Annotated in this window: 17 protein-coding genes; 6 read left to right on the plus strand and 11 right to left on the minus strand. The window is 71.5% G+C overall.

Annotated elements, in window-relative coordinates; translation table 11 throughout:
* Positions 1–145 precede the first annotated feature (145 nt).
* Positions 146–814, minus strand: coding sequence for a DUF2848 domain-containing protein (locus tag E1202_RS27360; RefSeq protein ID WP_235879055.1), 669 nt, complete (start codon positions 812–814; stop codon positions 146–148).
* A 79-nt stretch (positions 815–893) separates the two neighbouring features.
* Here E1202_RS27360 and E1202_RS27365 point away from each other — a divergent pair, with 79 nt between their 5' ends.
* The gene (locus E1202_RS27365; RefSeq protein WP_132686208.1) at positions 894–2195 is read left to right on the plus strand and encodes an MFS transporter; all 1302 of its coding nucleotides are present in this window, start codon (positions 894–896) and stop codon (positions 2193–2195) included.
* Here E1202_RS27365 and E1202_RS27370 read toward each other — a convergent pair.
* Complete coding sequence (locus tag E1202_RS27370; protein WP_132686209.1) at positions 2161–2784, minus strand: GntR family transcriptional regulator; 624 nt, start codon at positions 2782–2784, stop codon at positions 2161–2163. The two genes, E1202_RS27365 and E1202_RS27370, sit on opposite strands and share 35 nt — an antisense overlap.
* 246 nt (positions 2785–3030) lie before the next feature.
* On the opposite strand from E1202_RS27370, the gene E1202_RS27375 reads away from it, so the two are divergent.
* A complete protein-coding gene (locus tag E1202_RS27375) occupies positions 3031–3822 on the plus strand; it encodes a carbon-nitrogen hydrolase family protein (protein ID WP_132686210.1) in 792 nt (263 codons plus the stop codon).
* Here the strand turns inward: E1202_RS27375 and E1202_RS27380 are convergent.
* The 4 genes from E1202_RS27380 to nadA all read right to left on the minus strand — a co-directional run bounded on the left by E1202_RS27380 (position 3786) and on the right by nadA (position 8305).
* Positions 3786–4709, minus strand: a complete 924-nt coding sequence (locus E1202_RS27380; RefSeq protein WP_235879056.1) for a CPBP family intramembrane glutamic endopeptidase — start codon at positions 4707–4709, stop codon at positions 3786–3788. The genes E1202_RS27375 and E1202_RS27380 overlap by 37 nt on opposite strands.
* 142 nt (positions 4710–4851) lie before the next feature.
* Positions 4852–5700, minus strand: coding sequence for a carboxylating nicotinate-nucleotide diphosphorylase (gene nadC, locus E1202_RS27385; protein WP_132686212.1), 849 nt, complete (start codon positions 5698–5700; stop codon positions 4852–4854).
* A complete protein-coding gene (locus E1202_RS27390) occupies positions 5697–7295 on the minus strand; it encodes an L-aspartate oxidase (protein ID WP_132686213.1) in 1599 nt (532 codons plus the stop codon). Before E1202_RS27390 ends, nadC begins: the two co-directional genes overlap by 4 nt.
* A complete protein-coding gene (gene nadA / locus E1202_RS27395; RefSeq protein ID WP_132686214.1) occupies positions 7292–8305 on the minus strand; it encodes a quinolinate synthase NadA in 1014 nt (337 codons plus the stop codon). The genes E1202_RS27390 and nadA overlap by 4 nt, the downstream gene beginning before the upstream one ends.
* Positions 8306–8468: 163 nt before the next feature.
* Here nadA and E1202_RS27400 point away from each other — a divergent pair, with 163 nt between their 5' ends.
* From E1202_RS27400 to E1202_RS27410, 3 genes are all read left to right on the plus strand, one after another.
* Complete coding sequence (locus E1202_RS27400) at positions 8469–9104, plus strand: NUDIX hydrolase (RefSeq protein WP_268952385.1); 636 nt, start codon at positions 8469–8471, stop codon at positions 9102–9104.
* A gap of 61 nt (positions 9105–9165) precedes the next feature.
* Positions 9166–9843 (plus strand): LON peptidase substrate-binding domain-containing protein, encoded by a 678-nt coding sequence (locus E1202_RS27405; RefSeq protein WP_132686226.1) that lies wholly within the window; start codon positions 9166–9168, stop codon positions 9841–9843.
* A gap of 40 nt (positions 9844–9883) precedes the next feature.
* On the plus strand, positions 9884–10660 hold the full coding sequence (locus E1202_RS27410) for a hypothetical protein (protein ID WP_132686216.1): 777 nt from the start codon (positions 9884–9886) through the stop codon (positions 10658–10660).
* 72 nt (positions 10661–10732) lie between these two features.
* On the opposite strand, the gene E1202_RS27415 is transcribed toward E1202_RS27410, so the two are convergent.
* A complete protein-coding gene (locus E1202_RS27415; protein ID WP_235879057.1) occupies positions 10733–11344 on the minus strand; it encodes a DUF2567 domain-containing protein in 612 nt (203 codons plus the stop codon).
* A gap of 194 nt (positions 11345–11538) precedes the next feature.
* Between E1202_RS27415 and E1202_RS27420 the strand changes: the two genes are divergently transcribed.
* Positions 11539–13509 (plus strand): arabinofuranosyltransferase, encoded by a 1971-nt coding sequence (locus E1202_RS27420; protein ID WP_207918942.1) that lies wholly within the window; start codon positions 11539–11541, stop codon positions 13507–13509.
* Here the strand turns inward: E1202_RS27420 and E1202_RS27425 are convergent.
* The 4 genes from E1202_RS27425 to E1202_RS27440 form a co-directional block, all read right to left on the minus strand.
* On the minus strand, positions 13493–14467 hold the full coding sequence (locus E1202_RS27425; RefSeq protein ID WP_132686219.1) for a hypothetical protein: 975 nt from the start codon (positions 14465–14467) through the stop codon (positions 13493–13495). The genes E1202_RS27420 and E1202_RS27425 overlap by 17 nt on opposite strands.
* A gap of 112 nt (positions 14468–14579) precedes the next feature.
* Positions 14580–15224, minus strand: a complete 645-nt coding sequence (locus tag E1202_RS27430; RefSeq protein ID WP_132686220.1) for a response regulator transcription factor — start codon at positions 15222–15224, stop codon at positions 14580–14582.
* The gene (locus E1202_RS27435) at positions 15221–16402 is read right to left on the minus strand and encodes a sensor histidine kinase (RefSeq protein WP_132686221.1); all 1182 of its coding nucleotides are present in this window, start codon (positions 16400–16402) and stop codon (positions 15221–15223) included. The genes E1202_RS27430 and E1202_RS27435 overlap by 4 nt, the downstream gene beginning before the upstream one ends.
* A gap of 41 nt (positions 16403–16443) precedes the next feature.
* Positions 16444–17036: cytochrome P450 (locus tag E1202_RS27440; RefSeq protein WP_132686222.1), on the minus strand; the 593-nt coding region annotated here is incomplete at its 5' end.

Below are 17036 nucleotides of genomic sequence, written 5' to 3' on the forward strand. Positions count from 1 at the left end.
CCTCCCTCGCGTCCGACCGCAGGTGGGGAACCGGATTACGGCGGTACTCGGAACCCGGATCCCTCCCGTGATCGGGGAACGGAATACGGGAGTAATCCGTCCCCCGAGCCGGGAACGCTCCGAAGGCGACCGAGGCCGGTGGTCGTCAGGCGACCGGTTCCGGCATGACCTCCACCGCGTAGGTGCAGGTGATCGTGTCGTTGGTGCGGGGGTCGGTGAGGTCCACGCGCCAGGTGGTGGCGAACTGGTCGACGTCGGGGGTCATGGGGATGGTGCCCGAGATCAGGACCGTGCCGGGTTCGGCGAGGCCTCGGGCGCGGAGCTCGTCCAGCCAGTAGTGCGGGGTGAGCAGGTCGGCGAGGGTGCCGTCCTGGATCTTCTGGCCGCCGGCCCAGGCCGTGAGGGCGATCTCGTCGAGGTGGTCCTCGACGTCGGCAAGCCGCCACGCCTTGCGTCCGAGGACGTCCGGCCCGGCCTGCTTGCTCCAGGCCACGCCGTGGACCTCCAGCTCGCGGTCGGTGTGGTCGCAGGCCGCGGTGAGCAGCACGTCGTCGTCGGTGATCACCAACGCCCACTCGGCCTCCCCGGACGTCCGGCCGTGCTGCACCGGGACCACGTCGGTCTGCATCGCCAGGTAGGGCGCGACCGGGTAGAGGCAGGGCGTGCGGGTCGGGGCGGGGACGCCGAGCTCGGCCAGTTCCGCGACGTGGGCGGCCACGTCCTCCTGGCTGCGACCGGCGTACCCGGCGTTGAGCAGCGTCGTCACCGAGACCTCGACCGTCCGGCCACCGACATCGAAATGAAGTGGAAACACAACACCCTCCCGTTTGGCATACCTCTTGTATACAGTTCGTATCACACTGTGCCGGCCCACCTGGAAATCGAGGGAGCCCATGACGAACGCGTCCGCGACCGCCGCAAGACCGGCGCGCAAGGACCTGATCAAGGCATTCGTGGCGAGCCTGAGCGGCACCTCCCTGGAGTGGTACGACTTCGCCGCCTACTCGGTCGCCTCCGCGCTGGTGTTCGGCCAGCTGTTCTTCCCCAGCCACGACCCGCTGTCGGGCACGCTGCTGGCGTTCTCCACCTACGCCGTCGGCTACGTCTCGCGCCCGCTGGGCGGATTCGTCTTCGGCCGCCTCGGCGACGTGCTCGGCCGCAAGCAGGTCCTGGTGATCACGCTGCTGATCACCGGCATCTCCACCGTCCTCATCGGACTGCTGCCCACCCACGACCAGGTCGGCGCGCTCGGCGCCGTGCTGCTGGTGGTGCTGCGATTCGCCCAAGGCGTGGGCATCGGCGGCGAGTGGGGCGGCGCGGTGCTGCTGTCCAGCGAGTACGGCAGCGAGAAGCACCGCGGGTTCTGGGCCTCCGCCGCCCAGATCGGGCCGCCCGCCGGAAACCTCCTGGCCAACGGCGTTCTCGCGGGACTGGCCGCCGGGCTGACCTCGGAGCAGTTCATGTCCTGGGGCTGGCGGGTCGCGTTCCTGCTCTCGGCCGTGCTGGTGATCTTCGGCTTGTGGATCCGCGTGAAGCTGGAGGAGACCCCGGTCTTCCAGGAGATCCAGCAGAAGGGCGAGCAGGCGGGCGCCCCGGTGCGCGAGGTCCTCACGCAGGAACCGCGCGCGCTGATCGCCGGGATCCTCTCCCGCGTCGGCCCGGACGTGCTCTACGCGCTGTTCACCGTCTTCGTGCTCACCTACGCCACCCAGCAGCTGGGCATGCCCAAGAGCTGGGCGGTCACCGGCGTCATGCTCGGCTCCTCGCTCCAGCTGTTCCTGATGCCGCTGGCCGGGGCGCTGTCGGACCGCTTCGGCCGCCGCCGGGTCTACGCGATCGGCGCCATCGGCGGCCTGGTGTGGCCGTTCGTGTTCTTCCCGCTGGTCGGAGGCGGATCCGCAGGCCTGCTCATCGTCGGCGTGATCGTCGGGCTGATCTGGCACGCCCTGATGTACGGGCCGCAGGCCGCGTTCATCGCCGAGCAGTTCAGCCCGGCGCTGCGCGCCACCGGCGCCTCGCTGGCCTACACGCTCGCCGGGATCATCGGCGGAGCGCTGGCCCCGCTGCTGTTCACCTCGCTGTACGCCTACTTCGACACCTGGGTCGCCCCCGCCTGCTACCTGGCGGCGACCTGCGTGGTGACGCTGATCGGCCTGTGGCTCAGCCGGACTGCAACACCCGCCGGGTCGCGCTGAGGTGTTCGGTGATCGCCGCGGTCGCGGCCTCCGGGTCGCCCGCGGCGAGCGCCGAGCAGATCGTCTCGTGCTCGGCCAGCACGGACTTGCGCCGCCCGTCGGATCGGAACAGCGCCTCGACACCGGCGCGGATCTGCCGGGCGCGCAGCCCGTCGTAGGTCTTGGACAGCATCTCGTTGCCGACGGCCGCCACCAGCGCCGAGTGGAACCGGTGGTCGTGGTCGATGAACTCGCGGGCCTGGTCCTCGCCGAGCCCGCGCTGCTCGTCGAGCTGCGCGCGCATCTCGGCCAGCGGCACCGCCCCGAGCTCGACGGCGCGGCGGGCGGCGTAGCACTCGATCATCGTGCGGATCTCGAACAGCTCGCCGATCTCCCGGCCGCCGATCGGGGCGATGTAGGCACCGCGCTTGGGCACCAGCTGGACCAGCTCCTCGGCGGCGAGCAGCAGCAAGGCCTCGCGGATGGGCGTGCGCGACACGCCGATCTCGTCGGCCAGGGCCTGTTCGTTGACGAACTGACCCTGCATGCTGGGGTCGCTCAGGACGGTGTCCTTGAGGTGGGCGTAAGCGAGTTCACGTCCGGACGGCACTTTGACCCCTTGCTTGCATATCATCGGTATACAAGCATCGTAACGGCCTCGGACAGGCACCACTCGGCTTGCCCAGCGGGTGGGGGAACCTGAGCGGCTCCGCGGGCCGCTCCTCGAGCACGCCGGTACACGGCGGTGCTCGCCACGAAGCCGCTCAGAACTCCCGGCGGTGCCGGTTGCTCGAGTGGTGGAAGAGGAAGCGACTTCGTCGCTCGAAGCAGTACTCGTCGAAGGATGGTGGTGGCTATGCGAATCGCGTTGTGCCAGATCGTGTCGGGCCCCGACCCGAAGGCCAACCTGGAACTGGTCGCCGACGGGATCCGCCGGGCCGCCGAGGAAGGCGCCGACCTCGCGGTGTTCCCCGAAGCGACGATGGCCTGCTTCGGCGTGAAGCTCGCACCGCTGGCCGAGCCGCTGGACGGCCCGTGGGCCACCGAGGTCCGCCGCCTCGCTCGGGAAGCCGGCATCGCCGTGGTCGCGGGCATGTTCACCCCCGCCGACGACGGACGGGTCACCAACACGCTGCTGATCACCGGTCGCGGCGTGGAGGCCTCCTACGACAAGATCCACCTCTTCGACGCGTTCGGCTTCGCCGAGTCCAACACCGTCGCCCCCGGCGCGGAGACGGTCGTGGTCACCCTCGACGGCGTCGGCATCGGCTTCACCACCTGCTACGACGTCCGGTTCCCCGGGCTGTTCCAGGAGCTCGCCGACGAGGGCGCGTCCGTGATCGTCACCCCGGCGTCGTGGGGTTCCGGCGAGGGCAGGCGCGAGCAGTGGGAGCTGCTGGTGCGCGCCCGCGCGCTCGACTCGACCTCGTGGGTCGTGGCCTGCGGCCAGGCGGACCCGCGCAGCATCGGCCGCGAACCCTCCGGCAAGGCCCCCACCGGCATCGGCCACAGCCTCGTCGCCACTCCCCTCGGCCTGGTCCACGCGCAGCTCGGCGCCGAACCCGGCGTCGAGATCGTCGACGTCGACCCGGACGCGGTCGAAGGAGCCCGTCAGGCCGTTCCGGTGCTCACCAACCGGCGTTTCTGAACCGCCCGGAACGCCAGCGCCGTCGAGATGAGCAGGACGGCCGTGGTGATGATGCTGCCCTCGACTCCGAAGCCGCCGCCGGTGAGCAGTTCAGCGGTTCCCGGCTCGGGGTCGAGGCTCAGCAGCGTGGCCTGGACGTCCATCCCGGACACCTGGATCCCCGCCACGTTGCCCTGGCACCAGTTCCACACGACGTGGAAGGCGCACACGCCCCACAGCGAACCCTCGGCCACGGCCCACAGCCCCAGCGTCAGACCGATCAGCAGGACGTTGACCAGCGGCAGCACTCCGACGTCGAAGTTGGCTCCGTGCAGCAGCGCGAAGACCAGCGCCTGGAAGATGATCGCCGCCGTGAGCCCCCACCTGCGGTAGGCGGTCTGCAGCAGGTAGCCGCGGCTGACGACCTCCTCGGTGCACGCCTGCACGGCGAACCCCACCAGCGCCAGCAGCACCGCCCCGACCTGCGCGAACCGCACCGGCCCGACCAGGTACTGCCCGCCGACCAGGTTCACCACCACGGGCACCGCCAGCAGCACGACCGCCGCACCCGCGCCGAACACCAGGTGGGCGCCGATCCGGGAAGCCGGGAAGAACCCGAGGCTCGCCAGCGGACGCCGCTCCTTGACCACCACCCAGAGCGCGAGCAAACCGCTCGCCCCGAGGAAGCTGAACAGCAGCACCAGCTGGGTCCCGATCCCCATGGGCCCGCCCACCAGGGCCAGCGCGGAAACCCCGAACACCGGCAGCAGCGCCAGCGTCACCACCGCGGGCCCGACCAGCAGGCACACGACCACCACCAGCAGTCCCACCACCGGACCGGTCGGCCGCCGCGCCGCCGAAGCACCGCCCAACAACGCCGAATCCACCACGCGCACCTCTCGTTCCACCCACCCGATCATGCCGGAACGCGAACGACCCCACCGCCCCCACACGCCTCCCGACCAGAGGAATACGACTTTCGCGCGAAGTTCGAACGGGACTGCGCAGCCGGGTGAATGCGAGGCCTGGGAGGGCGATGCTGTTCTCGGGTCACATGTCCAGGCCGAGGTCCAGGGACGGGGAGGAGTGGGTCAGGGCTCCCACCGCGAGGTAGTGGACGCCGGTTCCGGCGTAGGCCGCCGCCACGTCGAGGGTCAGACCGCCGGAGGCCTCCAGCTCCGTGCCCGGCGAGAGCGCCCGGGTGCGCGCCACCGCTTCGGCGCACTGGTCCGGGGTGAAGTTGTCCAGCAGGACCAGGGAGACGTTCTCCGCCAGGACCTCTTCGAGCTCGGCGAGGTCACCGACCTCGACCTCCATCGGGAGGTCCGGGGCGTGCGCGCGGCAGGCCCGGACGGCAGCGGCCGGGGAACCCGCGGCCACCACGTGGTTGTCCTTGATCAGGATCGCGTCGCCCAGGCCCATGCGGTGGTTGACGCCGCCACCGCAGCGGACCGCGTACTTCTGCAGGTCGCGCAGGCCGGGGAGGGTCTTGCGGCTGTCCCGGATCTTGCATCCCGTGCCGGCCACCGCGTCCACCCACGCCGAGGTCGCCGTGGCGATGCCGGAGAGGTGGGTCAGCAGGTTGAGCGCGGTGCGCTCGGCGGTGAGCAGGCCCCGGACCGGCGCCTTCACCCGCAGCGCGCAGTCACCGGGAGCGAGCCGATCGCCGTCGGCGCGTTCGTCGAGCACCTGGTAGGCATCGGCGCCCAGCACCTCGTCGAGCACCAGGCGCGTCACCGGGAGCCCCGCCAGCACACCGGCTGTGCGGGTGTTGAAGCCCGCGTCGGCGACCGCGTCCTCCGCGACGGTGGCCTCGGTGGTGGCGTCCGGCCCGTAGCGCAGGTCCTCGGCCAGAGCGGTGCGGACGATCTCGCGGGCGCCGTCGAAGTCGAAAGTCATGCCGCTGTCCTCGCAATTCCGGTCTCGGCGTGGATCAACCACCCCGAGGCGTCCAGCCGGAGCACCGTGCTGCGCCGCCAGCGCAGGTCGTCGGTGTCCGGGAAGTCGGTGCGGCGGTGGCAACCGCGCGATTCCGCGCGGAGCCTGGCCGCCGCCAGCAGGGCCTGCGCGGTCAGCGTCAGCGACGCGTCCTCGACCGCCTGACGCGTCCGCAGTGGACGGACCACGGAGGCGCGGTCCAGCACCGAGCACGCCTCGGCCATCCCGTCCTCGCTGCGGCCGATGCCCGCGTGCGTGCTCATGGTGCGCTGCAGCAGGTCTCGCTCGACGACCGCGAACGCGGGCGGCTCGACCTCGCCCACCGGCGTGCGCGACAGCAGGCCGCACCCGAGGTCCTTGGCCACGGCCGAGGCCGCTCGCCCGCCCACGACCAGCCCTTCCAGCAGGCTGTTGGAGGCCAGCCGGTTCGCGCCGTGCAGGCCCGTGCAGGCCACCTCGCCCACCACGTACAGTCCGGTCACCGCGGTACGACCATCCACATCGGACACCACGCCGCCGCACGAGTAGTGCGCCGCGCTGGCCACCGGGATCGGCTCGGCCGCCGGATCGATCCCCGCCTCCCGGCACGAGGCGTGCACGGTCGGGAACCGCTCGGCGAAACCGGCGATCCCGGTGGCGTCCAGGAAGACGTGCCCGGCACCGGTCTCGGCCGCGCGGCGGGTGATCGCCGCCGACACCACGTCGCGCGGCGCCAGGTCGCCCAGCGGGTGCACCCCGTCCATCACCCGGTCGCCGCGCACGTCCAGCAGCACCGCACCTTCACCGCGCACCGCCTCGGTGACCAGCGGACGACGTCCGCGCGCCTCGCCCTCGGCGTAGAGCACGGTCGGGTGGAACTGCACGAACTCCAGGTCCGCCACTCCCGCCCCGGCGCGCAGCGCCAGCGCCACACCGTCCGCAGTGGACACGTCGGGGTTGGTCGTCGCGGCGTAGAGCTGACCGAGACCGCCGGTGGCCAGCAGCACCGCGGGCGCGCGCAGCACACCGGGACGGCTCTCGGAGTCCATCGCCAGCGCCCCGGCGATCGCGCCGCCCTCGCCGCGCAGCAGCTCGACCACGCAGTGCTGCTCCAGCACCGGGATCCCGCCACCGCGCACGGCCGACACCAGCGCTCGCTGCACCTCGGCGCCGGTGGCGTCCCCACCTGCGTGGATGACGCGGAACGCCTGGTGCCCGCCCTCGCGGGTGCGGGCCAGCGCGCCGTCGACGGCGTCGAACTCCGCCCCCGCCGCGCGCAACCGGCCGATGGCCTGCGCGCCGTCGGCGAGGATGTCGCGCACCGCCTGCGGCGAGCACAGCCCGACACCCGCGGTCAGCGTGTCCTCGACGTGCTTGTGCAGGCTGTCGCCCGGGTCGAGCTCGTCCGGCCGCACCACGGCGATGCCGCCCTGCGCCCAGCCGGTGTTGCCGGCCGCGACCGAGTCCTTGCTCAGCACCAGCACGCGCAGACCCGCTTCGCGGGCGCGCAGCGCGGCGGTCAGCCCGGCCACACCGGTGCCGACGACCAGCAGGTCGGCACCGGCTTCCCAGGTCACTCGCCACCGCCTGGCTTGCCGATGGCGATCATCCGCTCCACCGAGGCCCGCGCGCGATCGGCGACGTCGGTGGGCACGTGCACCTCGTCGGCGCCCTCGCGCAGGCAGCGCAGGAGGGCCGCCGGGGTGATCATCTTCATGTAGCGGCAGGAGGCCCGGTCGTTGACCGCGCGGAAGTCGATCTCCGGAGCGGCCTTCCGCAGCTGGTGCAGCATGCCGACCTCGGTGGCCACCAGCACCGAGCGCGCGCCGGTGTCCCGCGCGGCGGTGAGCATGTCGCCGGTGGACAGGATCTTCACCCGCTCCGGCTCCACGGTGCCCTCGCCCGCGAGGTAGAGCGCGGAGGTCGCGCAGCCGCACTCGGGGTGGATGAACAGGTCCGCCTCCGGCGAGGCGGCGGCGCGCTCGGCCAGCTCCGGCCCGTTGATCCCGGCGTGCACGTGGCACTCACCGGCCCAGATGTGCAGGTTCTCCCGGCCCGTCTCGCGCTTGACGTGCGCGCCCAGGAACTGGTCCGGGCAGAACAGCACCTCGCGGTCCTCCGGGATCGAGCGCACCACGTCGACCGCGTTGGAGGAGGTGCAGCAGATGTCGGTCTCGGCCTTCACCTCCGCGGTGGTGTTGACGTAGGAGACGACGACCGCGCCCGGGTGCTCGGCCTTCCACGCGCGCAGCTGCTCGGCGGTGATCGAGTCGGCCAGCGAGCAGCCCGCCCGCTCGTCGGGGATCATCACCGTCTTCTCCGGGCCGAGGATCTTGGCGGTCTCGGCCATGAAGTGCACGCCGCAGAAGACGATCGTGCTCGCATCGCTGTTGGCCGCGATGCGGCTCAGCGCCAGCGAGTCACCGGTGTGGTGGGCGACGTCCTGGATCTCGGGCAGCTGGTAGTTGTGCGCCAGCAGCACGGCGTCGCGCTCCTCGGCCAACCGCCGGACCTCCTCGGCCCAGGCGGCATCGGCTTCGACACCGGTGTAGCCGGCATCGGTCCGCTGCCACGTCGCAGTCGCCATCTCGTCCTCCTCGCCGGGGCTCCGAGACGCGCCGGAGACCCCGCAACTCACCCCGGATCAACGACCCCGAGGTTTTCGCCTTATAATCGAAAACGTGCCACATCGTAACATCGGGACAAACGCGGATGGCAGAGACGCAGCTCACGAAGTTCTCGCCGGGGTCCTGCAGATCCGCGACGAACGACTCCAGGTGATGCTGTGGCAGCGCGCCAAAGAGCCCGCGCTGCACCGCTGGTCGCTCCCCCGGGGCTGGCTGGCCGCCGACGAGGACGTCGAGGCGTCGATCCGGCGGCAGCTCGCCGAGAAGGTCGACGTGCACAAGCTCTCCCACGTCGAGCAGCTCTCGGTGTTCAGCGCCCCCGTCCGGGTGCCGGACCGGCGGGTGATCGCCACCGCGTTCCTGTGCCTGGTGCCCGCCGACGTCGACCCCGAGGTGCCCGCCGACACCCGCTGGTTCCCGGTCGACGACCTGCCCGCGACGGCCTTCGACCACGAGGAGATCGTGCTCGCCGCACGAGACCGGCTGCGCGCCAAGCTCTCCTACACCAACATCGGGTTCGCCCTGGCGCCGGCCGAGTTCACCGTCTCCGAGCTGCGCGGGATCTACTCCGCCGCGCTGGGCTACCAGGTCGCCGCGACGAACCTGCAGCGCGTGCTGTCCCGGCGAGGCGTCCTGGAACCCACCGGTCGCACCGTGCCCGCCGGGCGCTCCGGCGGCAGACCGCCCGCGCTGTTCCGCTTCACCTCGCGAGACCTGCAGGTGACCGACCCTTTCGCGGTGTTCCGTCCCCCGGCCTGAACATCGCCTGTTTCACTTGGAGCAGCCTCGTTGCGTCGATCGAAGTAGTTTGGGAGGCGTGTTGGACACGTTGCCGCTGTTCCCGCTGGGGTCCGTGCTGCTCCCGGGCGGGCACCTTCCGTTGAACATCTTCGAGCCGCGCTACCGCGACCTCGTGCAGGACCTGCTCAACGAAGCCGTGCCCGACCGCCGGTTCGGCGTGGTCACCATCCGGCAGGGATGGGAGGTCGGCGAGGACAACGTCGACTCGTTGTACGACGTCGGCTGCACGGCGGTGCTCGACGAGGCCCGGCAGCTGCCCGGCGGGCGCTACGACGTCACCGCCTTCGGCGAGCGGCGCTTCCGGCTGCTGCAGATCGACCGCGAGTCCGCGCCCTACCTGGTGGCACACGTGCAGTGGCTGCCCGACACCGAACCGGATCCCGACACTCCCGGTCGCCGAGAACGGCTCACCGCGGGGGCGCGCGACGCCCACCAGCGCTACCACGCCTCGGGCATGCGCAGCGCACCCCGCGAAGTCCCCGGCGAGGACTCCGACTCCGCCGGCCTGTCGTACCTGCTGGCCGACGACTGCGTGCTGACCACCGAGGACCGCCAGACGCTGCTGGAGGAGACCGATCCGCTGATCCGGCTGCGCAACGTGCGCAAGCTGCTGCTGCGGGAGGCCGAGTTCCTGCGCGAGCTGCGCGCGGTTCCGGCGCCGCTGGCCGAGTTCGCCCAGCAGCCCAGCCTGAACTAGCAGGGGTCGGTAGGGGGTCCGCCCGATCTAGGATCGGCGCATGTCCTCACCTGGTGGCCACTGGGAGCCGCAACGGCAGTACCGGGGCTTCGACGCCTTCCAGCAGCCGCAGTCGCCACGCAGGAAGAAGCGCGGGTGGCTGATCTTCGCCCTCGCGCTCGGTGCCGTCGTGCTGATCGGCGCGATGGCGGCGGTGCTGGTGGTCGGCCTGCGCAGCCAGGAGGCGGAATCGCAGCCGCCCGCCCCGCTGCCCACGACCTCGGCGGAGCCCGTGGTGGCCGGGTGGCAGGTGGTCGCCGTGCCCAAGCGCCAAGCCGTCTACGACGTGCCGCGGGACTGGGAGGTCGACCCGCACCCGGAGAACGTGCACGCCGTCGGACCGCCGGAGGACGCGGTCACGCTCACCGGTGTGTCGCACCGGCAACTGGGTTTCTGCCCAGGAGACGACAACAGCTTCCGCGCGATGGCGGGCGCCAGCGCGCGGCTCGGTCCGGACAACACCGCCGTCGCCGGCGAGGCCATCGGCACGTTCATCGGCCACGCGTTCACCCGCGACGGCGTCGCCCCGCTCGTCGAGCAGTCCCCGCCCGTGCAGCTGCGGCTCAGCGGTGGGCTCCCCGCCACGCGCATCAACGCCCGGGTCACCCTGCCCGCCCCGGCGGGCTGCGACGCTAGCTCGGTCGCGGTCACGACCGTGGCCACCAACAACGACGGCAGGAGTTCGGTGGTCTTCGTCGCCGCAGCCGACCAGGGCGTTCCGGGCGCGGTCACCCCGGAGACGCTGAACGCGATCGGCGGCTCGTTGCGTCCGCGGTGACGGGCGCAAGGGCGGTTCTGGTCCGAACCGCCCCCGGGTCCGTTCATCCGGTCAGTTCGGACCAGGACCGACCTATCGCAAGCGTCGCCCGAGGTCGTCGAAGCCGTTCCAGGACGTCGCGATGCCGTAGCCGAGCGAGAGCGCCAGCGGCATGGCGACAAGCACCCACATCGTGGTGACCTCCGGGGCCACCGGGATCAGGTCGCCGAGCTGCGGGTTCGACGGCATGGGGTAGAGCCCGGCCGCGAGCGAACCGCCCATCTGAATCCCCAGCCAGGACGCCACGAGCGAGCCCAGCACACCGCCGATGAGCAGGACCGGGCCGCGCCTTCCGCGGATCCGCCACAGCACCGCGGCGGTGAGCAGACCGGCGGCGAAGGCCAGCAGCGTGAAGATCGCAATGCCGTCGAACTCGTGGTAGCTCTCCACCAGCATCGGGCTCACGGTGCCACCGCGCCCCAGCACGCTCTCCTGCGGAGGCGCCAGCCGCGACCACAACCAGCCCATCGGCAACCCCAGCAACGCGATCAGCGAGATCGCGCTGATCGCCGGCAGCAGGTCGGCCTTGACCACCACCTTCGGGCGGGGTGGCGTCAGGGCCGAGAGCAGCGCGGCCTCCTGGGGCTCGACCCGCTCCGGGAGAGCACGTGTCGTGCCCGGATCGTCCACTGGGCTGTCGGACACCCGCCGACCTCCTCCTCGCGTTCGCCGCCACCGGCCCGGCTTGCGAAATTTTCCGGTCACCATAGCGTTTCCTCGCGCCCCTCCCGGTCACCCGATGGGCGGGCGAGGGGCCCACATCAACTATTCTGCGCGAGCCCTCATGTCGGCTACGCCGAAGGACGAGTGAAGTGGTGGGAATCCTGCCGTCTCCCCAGTTGACCGGACCGAGCCCGATCGACGAGCCGCGGCAGAACTCGGCCGTCCGGCTCCCGCTGCGCAACACCGTAGCCGAACTGGTCGCCGGTTCCGCGGTCGCCGCAGTGGTGAGCCTGGTGCTGCAGTTCGCCGCCGCGCGGCTGAGCATCAGCGAACCCAGCTACGCGCCCGAGGCGCTGACGATGCTCAGCAGCGGACTCGTCCTGGCAGCCCTGTTCGCGCTGCTGGCGTTCGGATACCGCGCCACGCGCATCGGCCGCTGGGGCAAGCTCGCCGCGACCTGGGTCGCGCTGACCGCCTTCAGCACGTTGTCGCTGGCCATCCCCCTGCAGTCCACGCGCTTCTACTACGGCGGATCGTCCACCGACAACGGCTTCCGCATGCAGCTGATGACGCGCATGGCCTCGACGCTGGGCCTGGCCGACATGAACTACGCGGAGACCGCCCCCTACTACCCGAGCGGCTGGTTCTGGCTCGGCGGACGCTTCGCCAACCTCCTGGGCTGGGAGGGCTGGGCCGCCTACAAGCTCTACGCGCTGTGCTGGGTCGCGGTGACCGCCGTCGTGGCGTTCACGCTCTGGAGCGTGGTGCTGCGTCGCCGGCTCGCGCTGCTGGCCGCCGTCGTGACCGCGCTGTCGGGCATGCTGCACGGCATCGTGGAGCCCTACGCCTGGCCGTCGGCCGCGTGGCTGCTGCCGGTGGCGGTGCTGGCCTGGCGCGCGCTGCGGACGCCCGAGGGCGAGCCGCGCTGGACGCTGATCTGCATCGGCGGTTACGTCGGTTTCGCCGCGATCACCTACACGCTGCACTTCGGCTTCGCCGTCGCGATGATCATGCTGATGGCGCTGATCACCGGCGTGCAGCGGGTCCGCCAGGGCGCGGGCGCGGGACCGGTGGTCAAGCAGCTGTTCCTGCGGCTGCTGCCGATCGGCGTGGTCAGCCTCGTGATCGCCCTGCTGGTGTGGCTGCCCTACCTGCTGTCCACCGGCTTCCTGCTCAACAACCCGCGCAGCGCCGCGCAGCACTACCTGCCCGAGGACGGCGCGTTCCTTCCGGTGCCGATGACCGAGGCGACCGCGTTCGGCGGTCTGTGCCTGGCGGGCTTCGTGTGGTTGCTGTTGCGCTGCCGCCACAGCGAGATCGCCGCGTCGATGCTGGCGATCGTGCTGGCGATCTACGGCTGGTTCGCGCTGTCCACGCTCGCCCTGCTGGCCAAGACGACGCTGCTGGCGTTCCGGCTCAACGTCGTCCTGGAACTGACGCTCGCGGTCGCCGGCGTGCTCGGCCTGCTGGAGCTCATCGGCTACCTGCGGCGCAGGATCGACCCGCGGTACGCGGTGCAGATCAGCCTCGTCGCCTGCGCGCTCGGCCTGATCGGCGCGGTGAGCGTCACCCAGGAGGCGATCAGCGACAAGCTCCTCGGCTACACCGAGCAGGCCTACACCGACTACTACCCGACCGGTGACAACGCCAAGGGCAACAAGGATCCCGGCCAGCGCGGTTCCTGGTTCGACGACGAGATCCGCGCGGTCGCCGCGCTCACGGGTCGCGAGCCCGACCAGAACGTGCTGCTGAGCACCGACTACAAGCTCATGTCCTTCCAGCCGTACTGGGGTTTCCAGCAGGAGACGCCGCACTACGCCAACCCGCTGGCCGACTACGACGACCGGGCTGCCGAGATCGAGCGCTGGGCCAAGGCCGGCAGCAGCGAGGAGCTGCTGCGGATGCTGCGCGGCTCGAAGTTCAAGAACCCCAACGCGTTCATCCTCGACAACCCGCAGAGCCGCTACTCCGAGGTGGAGCCCCCGCCGGAGCACGAGGGCGACCTCGCCCTGCAGCTCAAGGGCGATGCGTTCCCGCAGAACCCGAACGTGCGCGACTACCACGTCTACTTCGACCGCGAGCTCTTCGACTCCCCGGCCTTCGTCAAGCGCGACGTCGGCCCGTACACGATCATCGCGCTGCGCTGATCCGGCCGCCGGGCGCGGCCTTGCGAGGACGTTCATCGGACGACCTCCACCGCGACCGCGCCCGGCGGAACCGGTAGTGCATCGCCGCGGCGGCGAGCGCGACCGACCACAGCGGCCACAGCGCGATCGGCAGCCAGACCAGCGGGTGGTTCGGGATCCCGGGGTTGTCGGCGAGCGCCTGCAGCACCAGCAGCCTGCTGCCCGCCATCACCAGCACGGCGACGAAGAGCGCGGGCAGCACCGCCATCCGCACCGGCACCGGCCTGCCTGCCAGCCCGACCACCCAGCGCGGGAAGCGCTCACCCCACGGGCAGATCAGCCCCCAGGTCAGGACAGCACCGCCCGCAGCGGCCGCTGCGAGGCCGAGACCGCCCGCGGCGCTGGAGTTCTCCATCGACAGGCCGGGGAACCCGATCGCCATCAGCACCCGGCTCACGGCGTACGCGAGCGGCACGGCGATGGCGATCCACGTCCACAGCCGTCCTCGGCCCGACGACGCCGCTCGACCACCGCGCACCCCCCGCTCGATCCACGTCCACAGCATCGTCACGACGAGCGCGACGACGACCAGCTGGAGCACCAGGGCCACCGACAGGTACTTCCGCAGCGGCTCCGGATCTCCCGCCAGCGCCGAGACGAGGAGGAACGGTAAGTAGCCGACAGCGGACAGCACGCCCGGACCGAGCAGCACCAGCAGTCCGACGATCGACGCCGCCCGCAGCGGGACGGCAGCACGGCCCGAGGACACCAGCGCGGTCGCCGCGGTCACCGCACCGATCACCGCGACCACCAGGTTCGCGGCCGGCTGCGGCAGCAGGGTCAAGGCCGAGGCGAAGAAGTCGGACGGGTCGGCCATCGGGCTGACCGCACCCGTGATCGCGCACACCGACGCGACCAGCACCAGCAGAGCACCACCGACGAGGACGAAACCTCGTGCGACATTTCGTTGTTCAGTCATACCGACAATGGTCGTGATTCCGGCGGCGCGCGACCTCCACCGCGGTGAAGAGACCTTCTCCTCCTCGAGGAGGAGATTTCGGAGACCCCGCGGACGATCCAGGAACGAGCCCTCAGACGACGCCGTTGTCGTAGGCCCAGATGACCGCGTGCAGCCGGTCGCGGACGTCCAGCTTGCGCAGGATCGCCGCGACGTGGGTCTTCACCGTCGTCTCCGCCAGGTGCAGCTCGGCGCCGATCTCGGCGTTGGACGACCCGCGGGCCAGGGCCGCGAGCACGTCCCGCTCCCGTCCGGTCAGCGACTCCCAGCGCGGGTCCGGACCGCGCGGCGCGGCCCGACGGGCCACCTCCAGCAGGGTTCGGGTGGCGCGCGGCGAGACGATCGAATGTCCCTTGTGGACCTCCCGCACGGCGGCCGCGACCTCCTCCCCCGGCGTGTCCTTGGTGAGGAAACCGCCCGCGCCGGCCCGCAGCGCGGCGAAGAGGTTCTCGTCCAGGTCGAAGGTCGTCAGGATCAGCACCCGGGTCTCCGGCTGCTCGGCGGTGATCAGCTCGGTCGCGGCGATGCCGTCCATCCCGGGCATCCGGATGTCCATCAGCACCACGTCGACCCGGTGCCTGCGGCAGGCCTCCACCGCCGCCGCACCCGAATCCACCTCGGCCACGACCTCGACATCCTCGTGCAGGCCGAGCACGATCCCGAGAGCGGAGCGGATCAGCTCCTGGTCGTCGGCGACGACGACGCGGATCGCGGTCACCGCTCCCCCCAATCGAACTCGGCCCGCACGGTCGTGCCCGCACCGGGCTCGCTGCGCACCACGAATCGCCCTCCGATCTGCCGCATCCGCTCGGCCATCCCGACCAGGCCGAACCCACCGCGCGCGGTGAGGTCGTCGGCGGTCCCGGGGCCGTCGTCCGTCACGATCACGGTAAGCCGCTGCGGTTCCCAGTCCAGGAAGATCCGGCACCTCACCTCCGGTCCGACGTGCTTGAGAGCGTTGGTGACCGACTCCTGTACCACCCGGTACACCGCGTGCCGCTCGGCGGTTCCGAGATCGTGCCTGGTCCCGGAGCTGCGCAGCTCCACGTCCGCCCCGGCCTCGCGGAAGGAACCGATCAGCGAGCCGAGATCGCGGTCCTGGTCCCCACTCACCGGGTCGTCACCCGAACGCAGGACTCCGAGCATCCCGCGCATCTCCTGCATCGCGTCACGGCCCACCTCCAGCGCGGTCGCGAGCATCGCGCGCGAGCGTTCGGGATCGCGGTCGAACAGCACGCGCGCGGTGTCGGCCTGGGTGAGCACCACCGCCAGCGAGTGCGCCGCCACGTCGTGGATCTCTCGGGCGATCAACCGCCGCTCCGCCGCGATCGCCGCGCGCACCTGCTCCTGCCGCAGCTGCACGGCGCGCTCGGCGTTCTCCTCCATCGCGCGCACGTAGGACACCCGGATCCGCCGGTACCGCCCGAGCACCCACGCCGAGAGCACCGAGGCGACCGCGACGGCCCCGAGCACGACCGGCGGCGCCCCGGCACCCGGGAAGCTCACCACCGTCCGGACCACCACCAGCGCCGATCCGATCAGCCCGCAGGCCACGGGAAGCACCTGGTGGTCGGTGTAGGCGATCACCGAGTACAGCAGCACGGGGTAGATGGCGGTGAAGGGCAGCAGCACCGGCGGAACGCCACAGGGCAGGTCCGGCAGGACGACCAGCGCGAGCATGCAGGCGCTGGCCACCGGCAGCGTCGCGAACGGCCGGATCCTGCGCAGCGCCACGCACACCGCGAGCCCGATGAGCGCGATCACCGTGGCGATCCACAGCCACGGTGCCGCGCCGCGCAGCGCGCTCAGCGACGCGCCGGCAGCGAGGACGAGCACGAGCACGGCCGCGACGCCGTCGAGCGCCAGCCGCTGGTCGGGACGCCACGAGGTGAGCATCGGCCCACCGTAGGCACGTGGGGACGAGCCCCACCTCCTCCTCACGGACGAGAAGCCGGGCGGACCGGGAGCGCGCGGAGCCCGTGGATGAGGCTGGAGTTCCGGCGGCCGAGCTCCTCCGGCGAGGTGGCCAGCGTCAGGTCCGGGAAGTGCGCGATCAGACCGCGCAGCGCGATCTGCGCCTCCATCCGGGCCAGCGGAGCGCCGAGGCAGAAGTGGATGCCGTGCCCGAAGGCCAGGTGCCCCTGGGCGTCCCGGGAGATGTCGAACGAGTCGGCGTCCACGAAGCGCTCCGGGTCGCGGTTGGCGGCGGCCAGTCCCGCCCAGACGAATTCGCCCGCGGGGATCTCGATCCCGCCGATCGTGATCGGCTCGGTGGTGAAGCGGAAGGTGGTGTGCATGAGCGGGCCGTCGAAGCGCAGCATCTCCTCCACCGCGCCGTCCACCAGGTCCGGGTTCGCGCGCAGCGCGGCGAACTGGTCCGGGTTGGTCAGCAGCGCCAGGATGCCGTTGCCGATCAGGTTCACCGTCGTCTCGTGACCGGCCACCAGCAGCAGGAACACCATCGAGATCAGCTCGCCCTCGCTGAGCCGGTCCTCGTCCTCGGACACCTCGATCAACGCCGTGAGCAGGT

Source organism: Saccharopolyspora karakumensis, from assembly GCF_004349225.1.
In the GTDB taxonomy this organism is placed as follows: domain Bacteria; phylum Actinomycetota; class Actinomycetes; order Mycobacteriales; family Pseudonocardiaceae; genus Saccharopolyspora; species Saccharopolyspora endophytica.

Coding starts and splice junctions, on each gene's coding strand:
- nadC (WP_132686212.1), bottom strand. CDS start 5,700: ATGACTTTCGACTTCGACGGCGCCCGCGAGATCGTCCGCACCGCTCTG.
- E1202_RS27375 (WP_132686210.1), top strand. CDS start 3,031: ATGCGAATCGCGTTGTGCCAGATCGTGTCGGGCCCCGACCCGAAGGCC.
- nadA (WP_132686214.1), bottom strand. CDS start 8,305: ATGGCGACTGCGACGTGGCAGCGGACCGATGCCGGCTACACCGGTGTC.
- E1202_RS27410 (WP_132686216.1), top strand. CDS start 9,884: ATGTCCTCACCTGGTGGCCACTGGGAGCCGCAACGGCAGTACCGGGGC.
- E1202_RS27425 (WP_132686219.1), bottom strand. CDS start 14,467: ATGACTGAACAACGAAATGTCGCACGAGGTTTCGTCCTCGTCGGTGGT.
- E1202_RS27365 (WP_132686208.1), top strand. CDS start 894: ATGACGAACGCGTCCGCGACCGCCGCAAGACCGGCGCGCAAGGACCTG.
- E1202_RS27435 (WP_132686221.1), bottom strand. CDS start 16,402: ATGCTCACCTCGTGGCGTCCCGACCAGCGGCTGGCGCTCGACGGCGTC.